The following is a 23063-nucleotide window of genomic DNA, read 5'->3' as shown; positions in this document are numbered from 1 at the left end:
CGAGTTAAGAGGGAGTGTGAAAGATAAAGGAAAATAATATGACTCCAGTCCAAAAATCCCAACACATTTTTACGCAAAAATATAACAAGCAACCTGAACTGACCGTGTATGCACCAGGTCGTGTAAATATTATCGGCGAACATACGGATTACAATGATGGTTTTGTGATGCCTTGTGCGATCAATTATGGTACAGCCATTGCGGGATCAAAACGTGCTGATCATATTTGGAATGTTTATGCCGCAGATCTTAATCTTGAGGATACCTTTTCTCTTAATGAAGATTTCCCTCAAAGTGAGCAAAAATGGGCGAATTATGTGCGCGGTGTCGTGAAATTTATTCAAGAACGCTGCCCGCAATTTAAACAAGGCGCTGATTTAGTGATTTCTGGAAATGTGCCACATTCTTCTGGTTTAAGTTCTTCGGCTGCCCTTGAGGTAGCGACGGGTAAGTTCTGCCAACAATTGAATGATTTACCTTTAACACATACAGAGATTGCTTTAATTGGTCAAAAAGCTGAAAACAAATTTGTAGGCGCAAATTGCGGGAACATGGATCAATTAATTTCCGCTTTAGGACAAAAAGAGCATCTCTTAATGATTGATTGCCGTAGCTTAGAAACACAGCCAACGCCAGTGCCGAAAGATGTCGCTGTTATTATTGTGAACTCAAATGTACCCCATGATTTGGTGACGGGTGAATACAATACACGCCGTTGGCAATGTGAAAAGGCCGCAGAGTTCTTTGGCGTGAAAGCATTACGTGATGTGTCAGTAGAAGAATTCCAAAAAAGAGAAGCAGAATTGACCGCACTTAATGCTTTAGTGGCTAAACGTGCACGTCATGTGGTGACTGAAAACCAACGCGTACTTGATGCGGTTGAAGCCTTAAAACATAACGATTTAACAAAATTAGGCGAATTAATGGGGCAATCTCACGAGTCCATGCGTGATGATTTTGAGATTACCGTGCCACAAATCGATTATCTTGTTGAACTTGCTCAATTAGTGATTGGTAAAACCGGTGGTGCGAGAATGACTGGCGGTGGTTTCGGTGGTTGCATTGTTGCCCTTGCACCTCATGATAAAGTTGAAGAAGTGCGTAAAATTATTGCCGATAATTATGAAAAACAAACGGGGTTAAAAGAAGATTTCTACGTTTGCACAGCCTCACAAGGAGTGAGTCTATGCTAGAAAAAACGGCGTTCAATGCACCAGATGGACAGCCTTATCAACTTGTTCAACTCACCAATTCAAATGGCATGATCGTGCAATTTATGGATTGGGGAGCCACTTGGCTTTCTTGTAAAGTCCCTGTGAATGGTGAGTTGCGAGAAGTGTTACTTGGCTGCAAAGTGGAAGATTATCCTCATCAAACTGCTTATTTGGGCGCAAGCGTAGGACGCTATGCGAACCGTATTGCTAACGCCCAATTTGAATTAGGTGAGCGAACAATCCAGCTGTTCGCTAATCAAGGCAAACATCAATTACATGGTGGTAAAGAAGGCTTTGATAAACGCCGTTGGAAGGTGGAAGAGTGCGGTCAGAATTTTGTGCGTTTTTCCCTTGTGTCTCCCGATGGTGATCAAGGTTTTGAAGGTAATGTTCAAGCTAATGTGATTTACACGCTGACCGATGAAAATAGTGTAAAAATTGAATACGAAGCAGACAGCGATAAAGATACCGCGCTGAACTTAACAAACCACGCTTATTTCAATTTGGAAAATGCGGAGCAGAGCAGTGATGTGCGAAATCATACATTACGCCTCAATGCGGATTTCTATTTACCGGTTGATGGTGAAGGCATCCCAAATTCACCACTTAAGCATGTGGTGAATACCAGCTTTGATTTTCGTGTTGCAAAACCAATCGCACAAGATTTTCAGCAAGGCGATCAAGTGGTGACAAAAGGTTACGATCATTCTTTTATCGTCAATAAAGCATGGCAAAAGCCTTGTGTATTATTGACTTCCCCTAATGAAGATTTAAGCCTTGAAGTGCTCACGTCCCAAGCAGCATTACAGGTATATACGGGAAACTATCTTGCAGGCATCCCAACTCGTAAAGGTGGCACTTATCAAGATTTCAGTGGCATCGCACTTGAAACTCAATGCCTTCCCGATACCCCTAACCACCCCGAATGGCAAAATTATGGCGGTATTCAAAAAGCAGGTGAGCGGTATTACCAGTGGACAGAATTTAGGTTTAAATAGGTAATCTCTGAAAGTGCGGTTAAAAACTATTGTGTTTTTAACCGCACTTTGTTTATATGTAATTACATAAAATGTATAAAAAATACATTAATTGTATTTAATTCGTAATATTTTACTAGAGGTGAAAAATTATAAATGAAAAGCGCCTTTGAAAAAACGATGCTTAAAATATCTAAAGGAAGTAATGCAGGATTTTTCCCTGTTTATTTTGGATATGTTGATAATGATCAATGCCAAATATCCTTTGAATGTTTTGATATGAAAATTTGTATTGTAGAGGATAATTTTTGGGATTGTTTATCTAGATTAAAAAAACAATATCCTGATATATTGTTACATTGTAAAGGATATAAACGAAATGCTTATCCATCGCGCATGCTACTACAGATGGGAAAAGCTGTAAAAGTATATGAATACAAACTTGGTAAACAAGCTACATTTGAAGATTTAGTTTTTATTTTTTCTCCTGAAGATAGTGAACTAACTTCTTCCGTAGATGAACAAATTGTGTTTTTTAATAAATGGATTAATTCATTAGACAATAAGTAAAATGTTCTAAGTATTTATCCTATAAGAGGACAATAATGATAGTTGAATTTGGATATTATGATTATTTTGGCAAGCTAGCTCCTATCTGTGCAACTAAGGATTCGTTATTTGATTCAAGTGTTATAACTACATATATATCAACATTAAATGAGATAGATATTGTTCGCCTTGTTTTAGATGACTTAAAAAATTTAGAACTCACATGGGAATATATCGGCACGGAAGCTTTTGATGCCTATATCGATCATGATAGGGTGAAAGTGGGTTTCGATCTTTTAGATGGATACGATGAATATGATGAAATTGATGATGAAAGAGATCATACAGAGTATTTAATCCCTCGTAAGGAACTGACTTATCTTTTAGAAAGATGGTTGGCATTCATACAAAAACCAATAACAGAACCGAACTACATAGAAATTGTTGATTCAATTGAATTTGGATATTGTGATTCTTCTGGCAAACTAGCGCCTAGGTGTGTAGCTAAAGATTCGTCAGACAATGCAAGAAGAGCTATAGCCACATATATATTAACATTAAATGATATAGATATTGTTCGTCTTGTTTTAGATGATTTAAAAAATTCAGAACTCACATGGAAATATATCGGCACGGAAGCTTTTGATGCCTTTATCGATCATAATAGGGTTAAATTGGGTTTCGATCTTCTAGATAAATGCGATGAAATTGATGATGAAAGCGAGCATACAGAGTATTTAATCCCTCGTAAGAAACTAACTTACCTTTTAGAAAGATGGTTGGCGTTCATACAAAAACCAATACCAGATCCGAACTACGTAGAAATTATTGATTCAGAGGATGCTTATAAATAAGCGTGAGTTATGGAAGCTCCTTCTACCTGCAGAAGGAATCATAACAACAGTTAAAATTGAAGTGCGGTTAAAAACTATTGTGTTTTTAACCGCACTTTATTTTCAGCCATTTAGCTTAAGTTTTTTGCGATTTTTGTCAAAATGTGCTACTTTTTACGCAGTCAATCCGACAGTAACACATTTAATTTTATGAACGAAGAACATTCGAGTAATCAAACTGAAACAACTAAAAAATCTTTTTTCCAATCACTTATTGGCCGCTTTTTCCAAGGTGAGCTGAAAAACCGTGAAGAACTCGTGGAAGTGATTCGCGATTCAGAACAAAACGATTTAATCGATCAAAACACTCGCGAGATGATTGAAGGGGTAATGGAAATCGCTGAGCTTCGTGTACGCGATATCATGATTCCTCGCTCGCAAATTGTATTTATTGAGTCTAATCAAGATCTTGATGCGTGCTTAAACACGATTATTGAATCGGCGCACTCTCGCTTTCCAGTGATTGCAGATACAGATGATCGCGATAATATTGAAGGTATTTTACACGCGAAAGATTTACTCAAGTTTTTACGTGAAGATGCGGAGGAGTTCAAACTTTCCAAGTTATTACGTCCTGTTGTGATCGTGCCGGAAAGTAAACGTGTCGATCGTATGCTAAAAGAATTTCGTTCTGAACGTTTCCATATGGCGATTGTGGTAGATGAGTTCGGTGCGGTATCAGGTTTGGTGACCATCGAAGATATTCTCGAACAAATTGTGGGTGATATTGAAGACGAGTTCGATGAGGAAGATGTCGCAGATATTCGTCAGCTTTCTCGTCATACTTATGCGGTGCGCGCGCTAACGGATATTGATGATTTTAATGCGCAATTTAATACGCATTTTGATGATGAAGAAGTGGATACCATTGGCGGTTTAATTATGCAAGCCTTTGGCTATTTGCCTAAGCGAGGTGAAGAAATTACCTTAGAAAATATTCAGTTTAAGGTGACTTCTGCCGATAGTCGTCGTTTAATTCAGGTACGCGTAACCGTGCCAGATGAGCATTTATCGGATATGGAAGGCGTGGAAGAACAAGCTGAGTAGGTTGCTCAATTTGACCGTATTCTTAGCCCCCTCTTTGCTGAAGAGGGGGAATATTTTTTTGTAGTATTGATAAAATGAATAAATTAGTCGTTTATCTTATAGCCCTGATTTCAGGGGTGATTGGCGTGTTTGCCTTTTCGCCGTTTGATTATTGGGGATTAGCCTACGTATCGTTGGGTGGATTGCTTTTTGTGGCAAAAAATGCCAAAAAATCAACCGCACTTTTTGCTACTTTTTTGTGGTCGATGGGCTTTTTCTGTTTTGGTGTAAGTTGGTTAAATGTCAGCATTCATCAATTTGGTGGTGCTTCCCTTGGTGTAAGTTATCTCTTGGTGGGCTTGCTTTCGGCTTACCTTGCACTTTATCCAATGCTTTTTACTTATTTAGTGCAGTGTTTTCAGGTGCAAAGTGCGGTCATTTTTGCCGCGATTTGGACATTGACTGAATTCTTGCGCGGTTGGGTATTTACTGGCTTTCCTTGGTTACAATTTGGTTATACCCAAATTGATAGTCCATTTTTCGGTATTGCGCCGATCTTTGGTGTCACGGGGATGACATTCTTTACCGTTTGGGCAAGTGCGGTCATTTTTAATCTTATTTTTGCACTATCGAAAAAACAATTGAATTTAGTCAGTGTGAATGCATTGCTATTATTGGTTGTGGGTGGATTAAGTGCTTATGCCGGTAAGGTGAGTTTTGTTCAACCCAAAGAAGATAAAGGGCTAACCGTCACGCTTGCACAAGGCAATATTGAGCAAAATTTAAAATGGGATCCTGAATATCTTTATGCCACGGTAGATATCTATCAAAAACAAATTTTGGCGCATTTAGGCAAGTCTGATTTAATTATTTTGCCCGAGTCGGCATTACCGACTCTTGAAAATGCGATTACGCCATTTTTTGAAGCTTTAGATAAAGTTGCGAAAGAGAAAAACACGGAAGTGATGATTGGCACCGTATATCGTGATGAGCAAAGCGGTAAATTATTGAATTCCATTGTGACGGCCGGGAATCCAGATTTTCCTTATGAATTAACGACAAAAAATCGTTACAGCAAACATCATCTCGTGCCATTTGGTGAGTACGTGCCGTTAGAAAGTTTGTTACGTCCACTTAACTCGGTATTTAATTTACCAATGTCTGCGTTCCAAAGTGGTGATGCGGTACAGCCATCTTTTATGGCAAAACAACATGCTTTTGCACCGGCTATTTGTTATGAAATTATTTTCGGTGAGCAACTTCGTGAAAATCTGAAAAAAGAAACTGATTATTTGCTGACTATTTCCAATGATGCATGGTTTGGTGATAGCATTGGCCCTTGGCAGCATTTACAAATGGCTAGAATGCGTGCGCTAGAATTAGGTAAGCCATTAATTCGTGCAACCAATACAGGGATTTCAGTGTTTATTGATTCAAAGGGTAATATTGAAGCACAAGCACCTCAATTTGAGGAAACAACGCTGACCCATAAAATGGTGCCAACAGAAGGCAAAACGCCTTATGCTGCACTGGGTAATTTACCTATTTATGTGTTGTCATTAATTTTTGTGTTATTACGTGGCTTCACGACGTTATTAAAACGCCGCTTGAACCTTTCACAAAAATAGCAGTCAAAACGACCGCACTTTTTTAACGTGAGAGGAAAATAAATATCCTCTTGTAAAACCAATGAGATTTTAATGAATAAAAATCTAATCGAAGTCAAAAACCTGACCTTTAAACGAGGTGAGCGTGTGATTTACGATAACCTGAATTTGAAAGTCCAACAGGGTAAAATTACGGCCATTATGGGGCCGTCAGGGATCGGGAAAACCACGCTGCTGAAATTAATTGGTGGTCAGTTGTATCCTGAACAAGGCGAGATTTTGTTTGATGGACAAGATATTTGTCGTCTTTCAAATCGCGAGCTTTACGAAGTACGTAAACGCATGGGAATGTTATTCCAATCAGGCGCTTTATTTACGGATATTTCCACGTTTGATAACGTGGCATTTCCGATTCGCGAGCATACCCGTTTGCCGGAAAGTCTAATTCGTCAAATTGTGTTGATGAAATTAGAAGCGGTGGGCTTACGTGGTGCAGCAGATTTGATGCCTTCGGAGCTTTCTGGTGGGATGGCGCGTCGTGCCGCATTGGCTCGAGCGATTGCACTTGATCCTGATTTAATTATGTTTGATGAGCCGTTTACAGGGCAAGATCCAATCAGCATGGGCGTAATCGTGAGTTTAATTAAACGCTTGAATGAAGCGCTGAACTTAACGTCTATCGTGGTTTCTCATGATGTGAATGAAATATTAAGTATTGCAGATTATGCCTATATTATTGCGGATAAGCATGTGATCGCCGAAGGAACATCAGAGCAACTGCTTGCTAGCCAAGATCCTCAAGTGGTGCAGTTCTTAAAAGGCGAAGCGGATGGACCGGTGAGATTCCATTATCCAGCAAAAGATTATGTGGAGGAATTATTTAAATGATCGTTGATATGATTTCTTCACTTGGACGAAGCGTAATCAAATTTTTCCGTGCATTAGGCCGATCAGGCTTTATGTTGTTTGGTGCGTTAGTCGGTAAGCCACAAATTCGCAAACATTTTCCTTTATTAGTGAAGCAGTTGTACGTATTAGGTGTACAGTCTTTATTAATTATCCTGCTTTCAGGTTTATTTATTGGGATGGTGTTAGGCTTACAAGGCTATGTGGTCTTGGTGGATTTTTCTGCTGAAACCAGCCTTGGACAACTTGTGGCACTGTCTTTATTACGTGAATTAGGCCCAGTAGTGACCGCACTTTTATTTGCGGGTCGTGCGGGTTCAGCGTTAACGGCTGAAATTGGCTTAATGAAAGCCACAGAACAACTTTCTAGCCTTGAAATGATGGCAGTCGATCCACTACGTCGTGTGATTGCACCGCGTTTTTGGGCGGGCGTGATTGCGATGCCAATTCTTGCGATTCTCTTTACCGCGATTGGTATTTGGGGCGGCTCGCTTGTTGGCGTGGATTGGAAAGGTGTGGATGCAGGTAGCTTCTGGTCAGTGATGCAAAATGCTGTCAGCTGGAGCTATGATATTCTAAATGGATTTATTAAAAGCGTATTTTTCGCCATTGCGGTGGTGTGGATTGCGTTATTCAATGGTTATGATTGTATTCCAACATCTGAAGGTATCAGTCAAGCCACAACCAGAACGGTTGTCCACGCATCACTTGTGGTACTTGGGCTCGATTTCATCTTAACTGCCATTATGTTTGGGGCAGGCTAAAAGGGTATTTTTATGCGACAAACAATTAAATATGAATTTTGGGTAGGCTTATTTTTACTACTTGGTATCGCCGCGTTAGTGTTTTTAGGCTTACGTGTAGCAAACGTACAAGGTTTTGGTGAAACAAAATCTTACACAGTGACTGCAACTTTTGACAATATTGGTGGACTAAAAGTCCGTGCACCACTTAAACTTGGTGGGGTGGTCATTGGTCGCGTATCTGACATTACGTTAGACGAAAAATCTTACTTACCAAAAGTCAGTATCGCGATTAATGAAGAATATAAAGAAATTCCGGAAAATAGTTCGTTATCGATCAAAACATCGGGATTATTGGGCGAACAATATATCGCCTTAACGATGGGTTTTGATGATGGTGAAACCGCGATGTTAAAAAACGGTAGCCAAATTCAAGACACAAAATCCGCAATGGTGTTGGAAGATTTAATCGGCCAATTCCTTTACGGTGATAAAAAAGCCGATGGCAATGCTGACAAAGCAGAACCTGAAGCCAAATAATAATCTTTATTTAGGAGATTTATGATGAAATTTACTCAGTTTAAAAAATGGTTTAGCGTAATGGCATTTGCAGTGACTGCACTTTTTGTGACTCAAACTGTACGTGCAGAAACGAGCCCTTATGTGTTGATGCAACAAGCATCAGATAAGTTATTTGCCGATATCAAAAACAATCAGGCAAAAATTAAAAAGGATCCAAACTATTTACGTACTATCGTGCGTAATGATTTATTACCTTACGTGCAAGTAAACTATGCAGGTTCTTTAGTGTTGGGTTCGTATTTTAAGTCAACCACACCAGAACAACGTGATAAATTCTTTAAAGCATTTAGCGATTTTATCGAACAAGCTTACGCACAAGTGTTAACCGCTTACACCGATCAAAATATTCAAATTGAACCGGCTAAAGAAGTAGGTGACAAAAACCTTGTAAGCATTCGTGTAAACATCATGCAAAATGGTGGACAAGCGCCAATCAAATTAGATTTCAAATGGCGTAAAAACAGTAAAACTGGCGAATGGCAAGCTTATGACATGGTTGCAGAAGGCGTGAGTATGGTTGTCACCAAACAAAACGAATGGAGCGGTATTTTACGTCAACAAGGTATTGATGCTTTAACAGCTCAAATTCAAAAATCTGCCGCAGCACCCGTGACATTGAGCAAATAAGCGAATGACTGCGTTAAAGTGGGATTTAATCCAAAATAATGATAAGATAGCCCTCCAATTATCGGGGGAGCTATCCCGCAACACGTTGTTACCATTATGGCAACAACGTGCTTCTTTTTTATCAGAAAAGCAAAACAATCAAAGTCTCATTGAATTTGATTTAACTGAAATCAATCGAATTGATTCTGCCGGTTTTGCATTATTGTGTGATTTTTTACATGATTGTGAGCAGTTACCAAATAAAAAAGTGCGGTTGATAAACCCTCCAGAACAGTTATTAACCCTTGCTGATTTAGTGAATTTATCTCATTGGATTAGCACTTTTATTGATCATCATTAAAACGGAAATCCTAATGGAACTGCAAGAAATTGAACGTATTTTAAAAGAAAGCCTGAATGTAGATGAAGTTTATGCTCAAGGTGAAAATGCACACTTTGGTGTGATTGTAGTGAGTGATGAGATCTCAGCACTTTCTAAATTAAAGCAGCAACAAACCATCTACGCGCCATTAATGCCTTATTTCCAAACTGGCGAAATTCACGCTTTAACCATTAAAACCTATACCACTGCAAAGTGGAAAATGGATCGTCTATTACATCAAGCAAGCTAGGATTTTCTATGGAAAAATTTCGTGTTTATGGCGGGCAATCTCGCTTAAGTGGTACTGTAACCATCTCTGGTGCAAAAAATGCTGCACTTCCTATTCTTTTTGCCGCAATTTTGGCAACTGAGCCAGTTAAATTAACAAATGTACCAGAACTAAAAGATATTGATACCACTTTAAAAATCTTACGTAAACTTGGCGTTGTGGCAGAGCGTGATGCTGAAGGTGCAGTATTATTAGATTGTTCTAAAATTGATCACTTCGTTGCACCGTATGAATTAGTAAAAACCATGCGTGCTTCTATTTGGGCATTAGCACCATTGGTGGCTCGCTTTAATCAAGGTCAAGTTTCTTTACCGGGCGGTTGTTCTATCGGTGCACGTCCAGTCGATCTTCACATTAGTGGCTTAGAAAAACTCGGTGCAACGATTGAACTTGATGAAGGTTATGTAAAAGCAGTTGTCGCAGATCGTCTTGTGGGTACACGTATTGTGATGGAAAAAGTGAGCGTTGGTGCAACTTTATCTATCATGATGGCTGCAACGCTTGCAAAAGGTACAACAATTATTGAAAACGCTGCTCGCGAGCCGGAAATTGTTGATACGGCAGATTTTCTCAACAAAATGGGCGCTAAAATTACAGGTGCAGGTACGGATCATATTGTTATTGAAGGTGTTGAACGTTTAACTGGTTGCGAGCACAGCATTGTGCCAGATCGTATTGAAACTGGTACATTCTTAATTGCAGGTGCTATTTCTGGTGGTCGCGTGGTATGTAAAAATACCAAAGCGGATACCATGGATGCGGTAATTGATAAACTTCGTGAAGCGGGTGCACAAGTTGAAGTCACAGAAGATAGCATTACCTTGGATATGCATGGCAATCGTCCAAAAGCTGTTAATATTCGTACTGCACCACACCCAGGTTTCCCAACCGATATGCAAGCTCAGTTCACTTTGTTAAACATGGTGGCAGAAGGTACAAGTATCATCACTGAAACCATCTTTGAAAACCGCTTTATGCATATTCCAGAATTAATTCGTATGGGTGGTAAAGCTGAGATTGAAGGTAATACTGCAGTGTGTCATGGTGTTGAGCATCTTTCTGGTGCAGAAGTGATGGCAACAGATTTACGCGCATCAATCAGCCTTGTCTTAGCAGGTTGTATCTCAAGTGGTGAAACCATTGTTGATCGTATTTATCACATCGATCGTGGTTATGAACACGTTGAAGATAAACTTCGTTGCTTAGGTGCGAAGATTGAACGTTTCTCTGAAAAGAGCGAAGAAGTTTAATTAAATCCAGATAAAAAAGAGCGGTCAATTTTGACCGCTTTTTTATTTTCTATTCATTATTTTTTCGAATAATCTCTCGCCCCAAAAATGGCTGTACCAATACGTACCATGGTTGAGCCACATTTAATGGCAGTTTGCATATCATCGGTCATTCCCATCGAAAGCGTATCAATTTGTTGATGAGGGAAAGCGACTTTCAATTGCTCAAATAATTGTTCCATTTGGCTAAAAGCCGCTTCTTGTTCTGCAATATTGTCTGTTGGAGCAGGGATAGCCATTAATCCACGTAAACGTAAGTGCGGTAGATTTTCAATGTGTTTTGCAAGCTCAATCATTTCACTTGGTTGAATGCCTGATTTACTCGCTTCATCACTGATATTAATTTGAATTAAAACATTCAGCGGAGCTTTATTGGCAGGGCGTTGTTCATTTAAACGATCGGCAATTTTGGCTCGTTCTAGCGTTTGCATCCAATCGAAATGTTCAGCCACAAGACGCGTTTTATTGGATTGCAATGGGCCAATAAAATGCCATTCAAGCTGAATATTCTGTGCTTCAAAATACTGAATTTTATCGACACCTTCTTGAACGTAGTTCTCCCCAAATGCTTTTTGTCCTGCATGATAGGCTTCTAAAATCGCTTCATTGGGTTTCGTTTTAGAAACTGCTAATAAAGTGACCGCACTTTCTGGGCGGTGAGCGAGTTGAGTGGCATCTTGGATTTTTTGATGGATGGTTTCGAGTGCTTGTTTAATTGTCATAATTCCCTTCCTGACCAATGTGAAACTCTCTTTATTCTACACCAAAGCGATGATTTTTAGAAAAAATCTTCATTTTTTCAATTTTGTGTTTGACAAGCCCGCGCTTTTTCGGTATTTCTAAACACATCTTTTTTTTCAAGGTTAAAACACAATGAAAAATAACCGCACTTTCACGATTACCACCATTATTATGACCATTACGACCATTAATGGGGCGGGTTAGTGCGTAACAAACAGGATCAAGAAAACCCGCATTCAGTCTAGTGCGGGTTTTTTAGTATTTAAAAATCACAACATCTGAGGATATTATCATGCGCGTATTAAAATTTGGTGGCACTTCATTAGCCAACCCTGAGCGTTTCTCGCAAGCGGCTCAATTAATCGAAAAAGCTCATTTGGAAGAGCAGGCGGCTGGTGTCTTATCTGCTCCTGCAAAAATTACTAACCATCTTGTTGCCCTCTCTGAAAAAGCCGCATTAAACCAACCTACTGATACCCACTTTAACGAAGCCATTGAGATTTTCTATAACATCATTAATGGTTTACACGCTGAAAATAATAAATTTGATCTTGCTGGTACTAAAGCCCTCATTGATGCAGAATTTGCTCAAATTAAAGGCTTATTAGAAGAAATCCGCCAAGCTGGCAAAGTAGAAGATAAAGTTAAAGCAACTATTGACTGTCGTGGTGAAAAATTATCGATTGCGATGATGAAAGCGTGGTTTGAAGCGCGTGGATACAGTGTTCACATTGTTGATCCAGTTAAGCAATTATTAGCACAAGGTGGTTACTTAGAATCTTCAGTTGATATTGACGAATCGACAAAACGCGTTGATGCGAAAAGTATCGGTAAAGATAAAGTCGTTTTAATGGCTGGTTTTACCGCATGTAATGATAAAGGTGAATTAGTGTTATTAGGCCGTAATGGTTCTGATTATTCAGCCGCCTGTTTAGCCGCTTGTTTAGATGCGTCTGTTTGTGAAATTTGGACTGATGTAGATGGCGTTTATACTTGTGACCCACGTTTAGTGCCAGATGCTCGTTTATTACCAAGCCTTTCTTACCGTGAAGCGATGGAGCTTTCTTATTTTGGCGCGAAAGTGATCCATCCACGTACAATTGGTCCATTATTACCAAAACAAATCCCTTGTGTGATTAAAAATACCGGTAATTCATCTGCACCAGGTTCAATAATTGATGGTCATGTGAAATCTGAAGGGTTACAGGTAAAAGGGATTACTAACCTTGATAACGTGGCAATGTTCAATGTTTCAGGTCCTGGTATGCAAGGTATGGTGGGGATGGCTGCGCGTGTATTTTCAGCGATGTCAAAAGCCGGTATTTCAGTTATTTTAATTACGCAATCGTCCTCTGAATACAGCATTAGTTTCTGTGTACCAGTGAAATCAGCGGATGCAGCAAAAGCGGTTTTAGAACAAGAGTTTGCGACAGAATTAAAAGCGCATGACTTAGAACCTATTGAAGTTGCAAAAGATCTTTCTATCATTTCAGTTGTAGGTGATGGTATGAAACAAGCTAAAGGTATCGCGGCTCGTTTCTTCTCTGCATTGGCACAAGCGAATATCAGCTTAGTCGCAATTGCACAGGGTTCTTCTGAGCGTTCAATTTCAGCGGTAGTGGCGCAAAATAAAGCGATTGAAGCTGTGAAAGCCACTCACCAAGCGCTTTTTAATAACAAAAAAGTTGTTGATATGTTTCTAGTCGGTGTAGGTGGTGTTGGCGGCGAGTTGATTGAGCAAATCAAGCAGCAAAAAGAGTATCTTGCAAAGAAGGACATTGAAATCCGAGTTTGTGCGTTAGCGAATTCAACCAAAATGCTTTTAGATGAAAACGGATTAAATTTAGATAATTGGAAAGTGGATCTTGAAAATGCGACCCAACCTTCTGATTTCGATGTTTTGTTATCTTTCATTAAATTACACCACGTAGTGAACCCAGTCTTCGTAGATTGTACAACAGCTGAATCGGTCGCTGGGCTTTATGCGCGCGCATTAAAAGAAGGCTTCCATGTGGTAACCCCAAATAAAAAAGCGAATACGCGTGAATTAGCCTATTACCACGAATTACGTCGCAATGCACAAGCAAGCCAACATAAATTCCTGTACGAAACCAACGTAGGCGCTGGCTTACCGGTTATCGAAAACTTACAGAATTTATTGGCAGCGGGTGATGAGCTTGAGTATTTCGAAGGCATTTTGTCGGGCTCACTTTCTTTCATCTTCGGTAAATTAGAAGAAGGACTTTCTCTTTCAGAAGTGACCGCACTTGCACGTGAAAAAGGCTTTACAGAGCCAGATCCTCGTGATGATTTATCGGGTCAAGATGTGGCACGTAAATTGCTTATTTTAGCGCGTGAAGCGGGTCTAGAACTTGAGCTTTCCGATGTGGAAGTGGAAGGCGTGTTACCGAAAGGCTTCTCTGAAGGCAAATCAGCTGATGAATTTATGGCGATGTTGCCACAATTAGATGCGGAATTTAAAGCACGCGTTGAAGCCGCGAAAGCGGAAGGCAAAGTATTGCGCTACGTAGGACAAATTAAAGATGGCCACTGCAAAGTGTCAATCATCGCGGTGGATCAAAATAATCCATTGTATAAGGTGAAAGATGGTGAAAATGCCCTTGCATTTTACACTCGGTATTATCAACCAATTCCGTTGTTATTACGCGGTTACGGTGCGGGTAATGCCGTGACTGCAGCGGGTATCTTTGCGGATATTTTAAGAACATTACACCACTAAAAAGGACATAACATGTTAAGAATTTATGCGCCGGCATCGAGTGCAAATATTAGTGTAGGGTTTGACACGTTAGGTGCAGCCATTTCACCGATTGATGGTTCGTTATTAGGTGATGTTGTACAGATTGAGTCTATTCCAAGTGGCTTTGAGCTCGAAAGTGCGGGCTATTTTGTGCGTAAATTGCCAAAAGAGCCGCAAAAAAATATCGTGTATCAGGCCTATGTGCTGTTTAGTGAGCAATTAAAATTACGCAATATGAGAGTCAAACCATTGCGTTTGACCCTTGAGAAAAATATGCCGATTGGTTCGGGCTTGGGGTCAAGTGCGTGCTCTATCGTGGCTGCATTAGTGGCATTAAATAAATTCCACGATGAACCATTCTCAAAAATGGAATTGTTAGAGATGATGGGAGAGCTAGAGGGGCGTATTTCAGGCTCGATCCATTATGATAATGTGGCACCTTGTTACCTAGGCGGTGTGCAATTTATGGTACAATCCCTCGGTAACATTTGCCAAAAACTGCCATTTTTTGATAATTGGTATTGGGTCTTAGCTTATCCAGGCATTGAGGTTTCAACCGCTGAAGCGCGTGCAATTTTACCGAAAAGCTATACGCGTCAGGATGTAATTTCTCATGGTCGTCATTTAGGTGGCTTTGTGCACGCATGTCACACGCATCAAGAAAACCTTGCAGCGATGATGATGAAAGATGTGATTGCAGAACCTTATCGTGAGGCTTTATTACCAAATTTCGCAGAAGTGAAACAAGCTACTCGTGATTTAGGCGCATTAGCGACGGGAATTTCAGGTTCTGGTCCAACGATTTTCTCCATTGCACCCGATTTACAAACGGCAACAAAACTGGCGACTTATTTAGAAAATCATTATTTACAAAACAATGAAGGCTTTGTTCATGTTTGTAAGGTTGATAATGATGGCGCGAGAGAGCTAGGTTAAGCAGTCAATCATCTTCCCCTCTTCTTATTAAGAGGGGAATACCATTTTATTAAAACTCTATAATTAACGGATATACAATGAATTTGTACAACATTAAACACCCCGAAGAACAAGTAAATTTTGCGCAAGCAGTACGTCAAGGACTTGGCAAAGATCAAGGTTTATTCTTTCCAGAAACGATTCCCGCTTTAACCAATATTGACGAGTTATTAGCCTTACCATTGGTTGAACGTAGCCAAAAAATTCTTGGTGCATTAATCGGTGAAGAATTACCGAAAGCCACTTTAGATGCGATGGTGAAAAATGCATTCACCTTTACTGCACCATTAGAAAAAGTGGAAGACAATATTTATGCCCTTGAATTATTTCATGGACCAACTTTAGCATTTAAAGACTTTGGTGGTCGTTTTATGGCGCAGGCGCTCGCTGCTGTGCGTGGTGATGGTAAAATCACCATTTTAACAGCAACATCTGGTGATACTGGCGCAGCCGTTGCCCACGCATTTTACGGGTTGGAAAATATCAATGTGGTGATTTTATATCCAAAAGGCAAAATCAGCCCATTACAAGAAAAACTATTCTGTACTTTAGGTGGGAATATCCGCACTGTTGCGATTAATGGCGATTTCGATGCCTGCCAAGCGTTAGTCAAACAAGCGTTTGATGATACTGAACTACGTCAAGCAATTGGTCTAAACTCAGCAAACTCCATTAATATTAGCCGTTTATTAGCGCAAGTTTGTTATTACTTTGAAGCGATCGCGCAATTACCAAAAGAAAAACGTGATAATGTCGTAGTTTCCGTACCAAGTGGTAACTTCGGAAACTTAACTGCGGGATTAATCGCAAAAACATTAGGTTTACCAATTAAACGCTTTATTGCTTCAACCAATGCGAATGATACCGTGCCGCGTTATTTAGAATCAGGTAACTGGGCACCTAAAGCGACTGTAGCCACGCTTTCTAATGCGATGGATGTCAGTCGTCCGAACAACTGGCCGCGTGTAGAAGAACTATTCAAACGCAATGGCTGGAATTTAAGTGATTTAGGTTCAGGTATGTTAAGCGATGGCGAAACAGAAGATACTTTAAAAGCGATGTATGCAAAAGGTTATTTATGTGAACCACACGGTGCGATCGCCTATCAAGTATTGAAAGACCAACTTAAAGCGGATGAAACCGGTATTTTCTTATGTACGGCACATCCTGCGAAATTTAAAGAGTCTGTGGAGCGTATTCTTTCGCTCGATCTTCCATTGCCAGAAGCGTTGGATAAACATAATAAATTGCCATTACTTTCTGATGAAATGGATGACGATTTTGCACAATTACGTGTATATTTGTTGAAATAATAAAAAAGTGCGGTTGATTTTGACCACACTTTTATTTTGTCACTCAAAGGGCGGGATAAACGCCCTTTATTTTTAGGAATTAATCTTCTTTTCCTAAGATTTGATTTACTTCACTCTTATAGAGTACGGCTTTAGCACCGAAAATAGCCTGTACGCTACCACCGACTTCAAACACATCAATCGCGCCTAATTTTTTAATGTGGCTTTATCAACGGCTTTGACATCCTTAACACCACGCTACCAGCTTCAGACATAATCTGAAACAGGCCTTGCAGCGCCTCATTATTTAAAATTGGATAAGCTTGCATTGTTGCTTTATTGGAAAGTGCCCCACCGATCCCGAGTAAAAGGCCGGCAGCAGGCAAAATAGCAATTGGTAACATGAATGCCTTACCGACTTGTTGAAGTTGTTTAAACATAGAACCTCCTGTGATTACTTTTTTGAAATGTAACGTATTTAAAGAGAAAAATCTGTGAAACCGCTCACAGTTTCAACCTAACACCTTGCTTTGGTGAGTTTTAGCTTATGTTGGCGTGCGGTGGATTTCCTTTTATAATGCAATCAAATTTGCATGTTTATTCATTATTTTTATGACAGCTTTTATTGCCTACGCCAATATTCAACAACCTTTTCCTTTTGATGAAATTCCTAGGGAACTAGTCCCTGAGAATTTGCATACGGAACCGAAGGGAAATTCTCGGATAACACAACGACATCAATGTCGTCGATTGGCACATTTTTTACTTTGGCAGTTGTTAAAAACAGCAGAAAAATCAACCGCACTTTTAGAGCGAATTTATCGTACACAAAGTGGCAGACCACAATTTCTCGTCGAGAATATTGATTTTAATATGAGTCACTCTGATGATTGGGTCACCGTATTGCTACATATTAATGAATCAGAAAAAAGTGCGGTCGGTATTGATATTGAATTTTCAAAAAAACGGAATTTTTCTGCGCTCATGGCTCATTTTGCGCCACAAGCAGAACAAGAATGGTTTGCTAAACAGCCTGATGCAGACCTGGCTTTTTATCGTTGTTGGTGTTTGCGTGAAGCTGTATTGAAATCACAAGGCGTAGGAATAGTGAAGTTATCAAGTGTGACGCATTTGCCAGAACAACTGCAGATCTTTTCAGATTATTGCCCGAAAGGTGCGTTGCTCTTTACGGATGAATTGCCTTTTTACTTTGCAGGATTTATAAATCAGTCAAAAATTCAACCGCACTTTTATCACTGGAATGGAAAAAAATTACTCGAAAAAAATATAAAAAAATCCTTGATTTACCAAGTAAATGAATAAAAGAAAATCCTTGAAAATATTCAAGGATTTTTTATTTTATAAAACTTGATTCGCCACTTGTATTTTCATAGACTAACCCCATTTATTTCGATAAACTCATTAAAATTTTTAGACAAATGGAGAACGTAATGTCGCAAAACGGTCCAGATCAAGATCCTTGGGGTAAACCGGGACAGAGCAGCGGTCCAAAACAGTCAGATAATTCATCAGATAAGCAAAATGAAAATGGCTGGGGAGCGCGAGACAATAAAAATCAGGAGCAATCACCGCCAGATATTGAAGAGGTATTCAATAACCTGCTGAAAAAATTAGGTGGTGGTAATAAAAAAGGCGGTTCAAATAATATTTCGTCTAATGTGCCTTTATTTAATTTAGGTAAAATTTTACCGATCGCCGCCGTAATCGGAGGGATTATTTGGGGCGCAAGTGGTTTTTATACTATTAAAGAAGCAGAACGTGGTGTGACGTTACGTTTTGGTGAGTTTCATTCTATTGTTCAACCAGGATTAAACTGGAAACCAACTTTTATTGATAAAGTGATTCCAGTGAATGTGGAACAAGTTCGTGAGCTTAAAACGCAAGGTGCGATGTTAACTAAAGATGAAAACATGGTTAAAGTAGAAATGACCGTGCAATATCGCGTGCAAAATCCTGAAAAATACTTGTTTAGCGTGAGCAATGCAGATAATAGCCTCGGACAAGCGACTGACAGTGCACTTCGTTATGTGATTGGTCATATGACCATGAATGATGTGTTGACAACTGGTCGTGCCGTGGTGCGTGAAGATACGTGGAAAGCATTGAACGATATTATTAAACCTTATGATATGGGACTTGAAGTGATTGACGTGAACTTTCAATCCGCACGCCCACCAGAAGAAGTGAAAGATGCTTTCGATGATGCGATTAAAGCACAGGAAGACGAACAACGTTACATTCGTGAAGCAGAAGCTTATGCTCGCGAGAAAGAGCCAATCGCTCGCGGTGATGCACAACGTATTGTGGAAGAAGCTACGGCTTATAAAGATCGTGTTGTACTTGATGCGCAAGGGGAAGTGGAACGTTTACAACGTCTTCTACCTGAATTTAAAGCGGCGCCTGATTTGTTAAAAGAGCGTCTTTATATTCAAACCATGGAAAAAGTCATGGCAAACACACCAAAAGTGATGCTAGACAGCAATAATGGTAATAATTTAACTGTATTGCCATTGGAGCAATTAATGGGTAAAAAAGTGACCAAGCCAATGACTACTACTTCTGAAAGTGCGGTCAGTTCTGCACCTGTTTCAACACAGGAACGTCGAGTAGAAACACAAGCGGCTCAACCAGTTCAATCAAATGAAGGCATTCGCCAAGGGAGATTTAACTAATGCGTAAATTTTTACTTCCGATTATTGTGGTGATTGCCGCGGTGTTGTATTCCAGCATCGTGGTTGTAACTGAAGGCACTCGTGGCATCATGTTACGTTTTAATAAAGTACAACGTGATGCAGAAAACAAAGTGGTTGTGTATGAACCAGGCTTGCATTTCAAATTGCCTTTAATTGATAGTATTAAAGTGCTTGATGCGCGTATTCGTACTTTAGATGGTTCAGCTACTCGCTTTGTGACAGTCGAGAAAAAAGACTTGTTGGTAGATTCCTATGTGAAATGGAAAATCAGCGATTTCGGTCGTTTCTATACTGCAACGGGTGGTGGCGATTATAACCAAGCTTCAAGCTTATTAAGCCGTAAAGTGAATGACCGTCTGCGTTCAGAAATTGGTACTCGTACGATTAAAGATATCGTTTCAGGTACACGTGGTGAATTAATGGTGGGAGCGAAAAAAGCATTGAATTCAGGGCAGGATAGTACCGCTGAATTAGGGATTGAAGTCGTCGATGTTCGCGTAAAACAAATCAATTTACCGGATGAAGTTTCTTCTTCGATTTACCAACGTATGCGTGCAGAACGTGATGCCGTTGCGCGTGAACATCGTTCTCAAGGCAAGGAAAAAGCAGCATTCATTCAAGCGGATGTAGATCGTAAAGTGATCTTAATCTTAGCAAATGCGAATAAAGCCGCACAAGAATTACGTGGTAATGGTGATGCGGCTGCAGCAAAATTATATTCTCAAGCTTTTGCTCAAGAACCACAATTTTATAGCTTTATTCGTAGCTTAAAAGCCTATGAAAGTAGCTTCGAAGGTTCAGATAATATGATGATCTTGAAACCTGATAGCGATTTTTTCCGCTTTATGCAGGCGCCAAAGAAATAAACAAAAGATAATGAAAAGTAAAGTGCGGTTAGAAATAGCCGCATTTTTTATGTTTATTGATCGTTTGGAGGATTATTAGATGAAAAAACTGATTATTGGCGGAGCCGCCATTGCTATCTTAGGTTATTTGGGCGTAGTGGGGTATCTACATCAATTTGATAAAGAGAATGCGACCTAATTTTTAATGGAAAATCGCTATACGGGCGAACAAGAAAAAGTGGCGTTGCTTAACTGGATTCGTGAAGCACGTAAAATGTCTTTGCCAAAATAAACACCCAATGTTGACGCTGATCGTTTACGCCATTAACTGATGCCGATGAAGGTCGCTTTGTTCAAACGAAAGCTCCATTTGATATGCATCGTTTCAAAGTGCCAACCTTGCGTAATCTCGCACTTACTGCACCGTATTTCCATGATGCGTCAGCAAAAGAGCTAAAAGATGCTGTGAGTGCAATGTTGAAATACCAAAGTAATGTGAAACAGCCCGCTCAAAAAGATGTGGAATACATTACCTCTTTCTTGAAAGTTTAACAGGTGAATTTAAAGGTGAAAAATTAAAATAATCCTTTGAGCTATAAATAGAAACGACCGCAAGTGCGGTCGTTTTTTTATGTGTTTTATTTTGAGATTTACTATAAAGCAAAACGATGAGTATCTTTTCCCTTATTTTATGCTAAGTGTTTATCCTTTGTTTCCGTAATAAACCAAAGTCCAATCAAACTTAATACGGCATTTAAGGTTAGATAAATTCCAACACCTTTTAAGCCATAATTTGCATTCAGTGGTAATGCAATAATTGCTGCTACACTGGCACCGAATAAGCCTGAAATATTGTAGGTCAACGATGCACCGGAATAACGAGCATGTGTTGGAAATAATTCAGGTAAGAAACTCGCAAGCGGGCCATAACCCATGCCAATTAACCCCATTCCTATCATCAAGAACCAAAATAGACTGGTAGTTGTTCCATTATCGAGAAAATATGGCAAGGCTAAGCCAAAAATAGCCACGCCAAAGGTTGTCCAAATTAACCAAATTCTTCGTCCAACGATATCGATATATTTGCCTGAAATAGCAATTGTAATGGCTAATGAAATCGCACTGCACATTAGTAAAGCAGTAAAAATTTGTGGTGAGAAACCTAATCCCATTGCGTAGCCAGCTTCTGATACGGTTGGGGCAGATTTTGCATAAATTTGGCTGAAAGCGATCATAATATAAAAGAGCACATAGCCTGCAATGCAGATCAATATGCCTAAGAAGAATGGTTTGAAATGAGTAACGATCACTTCCATCACTGGTAAAGTTTTAGGTTTAAGCTGGTTAAGTGCGGCAATAAATATTGGTGCTTCCGTAAGTTTTAATCGAACATACAACCCAATGACAACTAATACAAAAGAGGAAAGAAATGGAATTCGCCATGCCCAGTCAGTCATTGCTGCTTGTCCAAAAAGCGCGGTAATGAGTAAAAAGACACCATTGGCAAGTAGTAATCCTAGAGGAGCGCCTAATTGTGGAAAAGTACCATACCAACCACGTTTTCCTTCAGGTGCATTTTCGATTGCCACTAATGCAGCGCCACCCCATTCGCCACCTAAACCAATGCCTTGCCCGATACGGCACAAGCAAAGTAAGATGGTTGCCCATATTCCGATACTGTCGTAAGTCGGTAATAAGCCGATCACTACGGTTGAGATTCCCATTACTAACAGGCTCATAACAAAGGTATTTTTTCTTCCTAAGCGATCGCCAAAATGTCCGAATAATACCGCCCCCAGAGGACGAGCAATAAAAGTCAGTGCTAGCGTAGAAAGCGCAGCAATTTGGCCTGAAAGTGGATCAGCTGCATGGAAAAATTGATGATTGAAAACGAGCACCGCAGCCATGGCATAAATATAGTTATCGAAATATTCAATAGCGGTGCCAATCATTGTTGCTATTGCTACTCGTTTTAAGCTATTTGGATTATTGGTTGCTTGCATTACTTTCTTCCTTTAGGGCTTGAGTTTCTACTTTTATATCATTCGCTTGAGTTATAGCCGTGATAACTGCAACACCATCAGAGCCATATTTCCGTAAGGTTTTTACATGTTCTTGTTTTACACCACCAATAGCCACAAGTGGTTTGGTGATTCCTGCTTCTCTCAATGTTTGAATGAACGCCATTCCAAGTGTTGGTTTAGGATTCTCTTTTGACTGAGTCGGAAAAATTGGACCAATACCGAAATAATCGATTTCAGATAATTCCTCTCCGATTTTGGCTTCGTCTAGACGGTTGACTGACCAACCAATAATAAGTGGTTTATTGGTTCTTGCTCGAATCGTTTTTACGGGCATATCACTTTGCCCAACATGAATGCCATCCGCTTCAATTTCTAAAGCTAAATCAACGTTATCATCTACAATAAATGGCACATTATATTGACGACATAAATCTTGACAGCTAATGGCTAAAGAACGTTGTTCCATTGGTGAATTTTCTAATGAGAATTTGCCTTTATCTCGGAATTGAAAACAGGTAATGCCACCTTCTAAAGCTTGTTTTAGTACAAAGAGCAAGTTTTCTGCTGGATTCTCACCTAAATGTCGGCAATCTTGCGTGCCCGCTACAAAATAGAGCGGTAAAATTTCTTGAATATTTTTCATCTTTC

Annotated in this window: 22 protein-coding genes, 2 pseudogenes and 1 other annotated feature; of the genes and pseudogenes, 20 read left to right on the top strand and 4 right to left on the bottom strand. The window is 39.7% G+C overall.

Features of this window, described 5'->3' with window-relative positions:
* Positions 1-38: 38 nt before the first annotated feature.
* The 13 genes from galK (at position 39) to murA (ending at position 11024) form a co-directional block, all read left to right on the top strand.
* Entirely contained in the window at positions 39-1193 is a 1155-nt protein-coding gene (galK, locus tag DPV97_RS01060) for a galactokinase (RefSeq protein WP_111382847.1), read from the top strand.
* Positions 1187-2212 (top strand): galactose-1-epimerase, encoded by a 1026-nt coding sequence (gene galM, locus DPV97_RS01055; RefSeq protein ID WP_111382845.1) that lies wholly within the window; start codon positions 1187-1189, stop codon positions 2210-2212. The genes galK and galM overlap by 7 nt, the downstream gene beginning before the upstream one ends.
* Before the next feature lie 135 nt (positions 2213-2347).
* Positions 2348-2761 (top strand): hypothetical protein, encoded by a 414-nt coding sequence (locus DPV97_RS01050; RefSeq protein WP_083304348.1) that lies wholly within the window; start codon positions 2348-2350, stop codon positions 2759-2761.
* A 35-nt stretch (positions 2762-2796) separates the two neighbouring features.
* The gene (locus DPV97_RS01045; RefSeq protein ID WP_070591457.1) at positions 2797-3594 is read left to right on the top strand and encodes a DUF5376 family protein; all 798 of its coding nucleotides are present in this window, start codon (positions 2797-2799) and stop codon (positions 3592-3594) included.
* 189 nt (positions 3595-3783) lie between these two features.
* Entirely contained in the window at positions 3784-4680 is an 897-nt protein-coding gene (gene corC / locus DPV97_RS01035; protein WP_111382842.1) for a CNNM family magnesium/cobalt transport protein CorC, read from the top strand.
* A 74-nt stretch (positions 4681-4754) separates the two neighbouring features.
* On the top strand, positions 4755-6287 hold the full coding sequence (gene lnt / locus DPV97_RS01030) for an apolipoprotein N-acyltransferase (protein ID WP_111382840.1): 1533 nt from the start codon (positions 4755-4757) through the stop codon (positions 6285-6287).
* Positions 6288-6359: 72 nt separating this feature from the next.
* Positions 6360-7154 carry a phospholipid ABC transporter ATP-binding protein MlaF gene (mlaF, locus tag DPV97_RS01025; RefSeq protein ID WP_111382838.1) on the top strand — a complete coding sequence of 265 codons (795 nt, stop codon included), beginning with the start codon at positions 6360-6362 and terminating at the stop codon, positions 7152-7154.
* Positions 7151-7936: a lipid asymmetry maintenance ABC transporter permease subunit MlaE gene (mlaE, locus tag DPV97_RS01020; protein WP_070715315.1), complete on the top strand. Its 786-nt coding sequence runs from the start codon at positions 7151-7153 to the stop codon at positions 7934-7936. Before mlaF ends, mlaE begins: the two co-directional genes overlap by 4 nt.
* Positions 7937-7948: 12 nt before the next feature.
* The gene (mlaD, locus tag DPV97_RS01015; RefSeq protein ID WP_049364516.1) at positions 7949-8455 is read left to right on the top strand and encodes an outer membrane lipid asymmetry maintenance protein MlaD; all 507 of its coding nucleotides are present in this window, start codon (positions 7949-7951) and stop codon (positions 8453-8455) included.
* A 21-nt stretch (positions 8456-8476) separates the two neighbouring features.
* Positions 8477-9124 carry a phospholipid-binding protein MlaC gene (gene mlaC, locus DPV97_RS01010; protein WP_070715316.1) on the top strand — a complete coding sequence of 216 codons (648 nt, stop codon included), beginning with the start codon at positions 8477-8479 and terminating at the stop codon, positions 9122-9124.
* A gap of 4 nt (positions 9125-9128) precedes the next feature.
* Positions 9129-9464 carry an STAS domain-containing protein gene (locus tag DPV97_RS01005; protein ID WP_049371517.1) on the top strand — a complete coding sequence of 112 codons (336 nt, stop codon included), beginning with the start codon at positions 9129-9131 and terminating at the stop codon, positions 9462-9464.
* 13 nt (positions 9465-9477) lie between these two features.
* The gene (locus DPV97_RS01000; RefSeq protein WP_005697151.1) at positions 9478-9735 is read left to right on the top strand and encodes a BolA family protein; all 258 of its coding nucleotides are present in this window, start codon (positions 9478-9480) and stop codon (positions 9733-9735) included.
* An 8-nt stretch (positions 9736-9743) separates the two neighbouring features.
* Positions 9744-11024, top strand: coding sequence for a UDP-N-acetylglucosamine 1-carboxyvinyltransferase (gene murA, locus DPV97_RS00995; RefSeq protein WP_049371516.1), 1281 nt, complete (start codon positions 9744-9746; stop codon positions 11022-11024).
* Positions 11025-11080: 56 nt separating this feature from the next.
* On the opposite strand, the gene DPV97_RS00990 is transcribed toward murA, so the two are convergent.
* Positions 11081-11785, bottom strand: a complete 705-nt coding sequence (locus DPV97_RS00990) for a YggS family pyridoxal phosphate-dependent enzyme (protein ID WP_049371515.1) — start codon at positions 11783-11785, stop codon at positions 11081-11083.
* A 164-nt stretch (positions 11786-11949) separates the two neighbouring features.
* Positions 11950-12065: a sequence feature (Thr leader region), on the top strand.
* Between the two features lie 31 nt (positions 12066-12096).
* Between DPV97_RS00990 and thrA the strand changes: the two genes are divergently transcribed.
* The 3 genes from thrA to thrC all read left to right on the top strand — a co-directional run bounded on the left by thrA (position 12097) and on the right by thrC (position 16853).
* Positions 12097-14544, top strand: coding sequence for a bifunctional aspartate kinase/homoserine dehydrogenase I (gene thrA / locus DPV97_RS00985; protein ID WP_005696634.1), 2448 nt, complete (start codon positions 12097-12099; stop codon positions 14542-14544).
* A 12-nt stretch (positions 14545-14556) separates the two neighbouring features.
* Complete coding sequence (gene thrB, locus DPV97_RS00980; protein WP_005696633.1) at positions 14557-15501, top strand: homoserine kinase; 945 nt, start codon at positions 14557-14559, stop codon at positions 15499-15501.
* A gap of 77 nt (positions 15502-15578) precedes the next feature.
* Positions 15579-16853, top strand: coding sequence for a threonine synthase (thrC, locus tag DPV97_RS00975; protein WP_070715318.1), 1275 nt, complete (start codon positions 15579-15581; stop codon positions 16851-16853).
* A 230-nt stretch (positions 16854-17083) separates the two neighbouring features.
* On the opposite strand, the pseudogene DPV97_RS00965 reads toward thrC, so the two are convergent.
* Positions 17084-17272 (bottom strand): annotated as a pseudogene (locus tag DPV97_RS00965) (PTS transporter subunit EIIC); the annotation flags it as partial.
* Between the two features lie 172 nt (positions 17273-17444).
* Between DPV97_RS00965 and DPV97_RS00960 the strand changes: the two are divergent.
* From DPV97_RS00960 to DPV97_RS09630, 4 genes and pseudogenes are all read left to right on the top strand, one after another.
* Entirely contained in the window at positions 17445-18155 is a 711-nt protein-coding gene (locus DPV97_RS00960) for a 4'-phosphopantetheinyl transferase family protein (RefSeq protein ID WP_070715322.1), read from the top strand.
* A 128-nt stretch (positions 18156-18283) separates the two neighbouring features.
* On the top strand, positions 18284-19525 hold the full coding sequence (gene hflK / locus DPV97_RS00955) for an FtsH protease activity modulator HflK (protein WP_070715324.1): 1242 nt from the start codon (positions 18284-18286) through the stop codon (positions 19523-19525).
* Complete coding sequence (hflC, locus tag DPV97_RS00950; RefSeq protein WP_049374430.1) at positions 19525-20412, top strand: protease modulator HflC; 888 nt, start codon at positions 19525-19527, stop codon at positions 20410-20412. Before hflK ends, hflC begins: the two co-directional genes overlap by 1 nt.
* Positions 20413-20709: 297 nt before the next feature.
* Positions 20710-20975, top strand: a pseudogene (locus DPV97_RS09630) (cytochrome-c peroxidase); the annotation flags it as partial.
* 105 nt (positions 20976-21080) lie between these two features.
* Here the strand turns inward: DPV97_RS09630 and DPV97_RS00940 are convergent.
* Both DPV97_RS00940 and thiE read right to left on the bottom strand, forming a co-directional pair.
* The gene (locus DPV97_RS00940) at positions 21081-22394 is read right to left on the bottom strand and encodes an MFS transporter (RefSeq protein WP_049364527.1); all 1314 of its coding nucleotides are present in this window, start codon (positions 22392-22394) and stop codon (positions 21081-21083) included.
* The gene (thiE, locus tag DPV97_RS00935; RefSeq protein WP_070715327.1) at positions 22378-23058 is read right to left on the bottom strand and encodes a thiamine phosphate synthase; all 681 of its coding nucleotides are present in this window, start codon (positions 23056-23058) and stop codon (positions 22378-22380) included. The genes DPV97_RS00940 and thiE overlap by 17 nt, the downstream gene beginning before the upstream one ends.
* Positions 23059-23063 lie beyond the last annotated feature (5 nt).

The organism is Haemophilus parainfluenzae (assembly GCF_003253005.1).
Classification (GTDB): domain Bacteria; phylum Pseudomonadota; class Gammaproteobacteria; order Enterobacterales; family Pasteurellaceae; genus Haemophilus_D; species Haemophilus_D parainfluenzae_M.
Note: the sequence above shows the minus strand (reverse complement) of the source record. Positions and strands in the feature narration are given on the sequence as shown.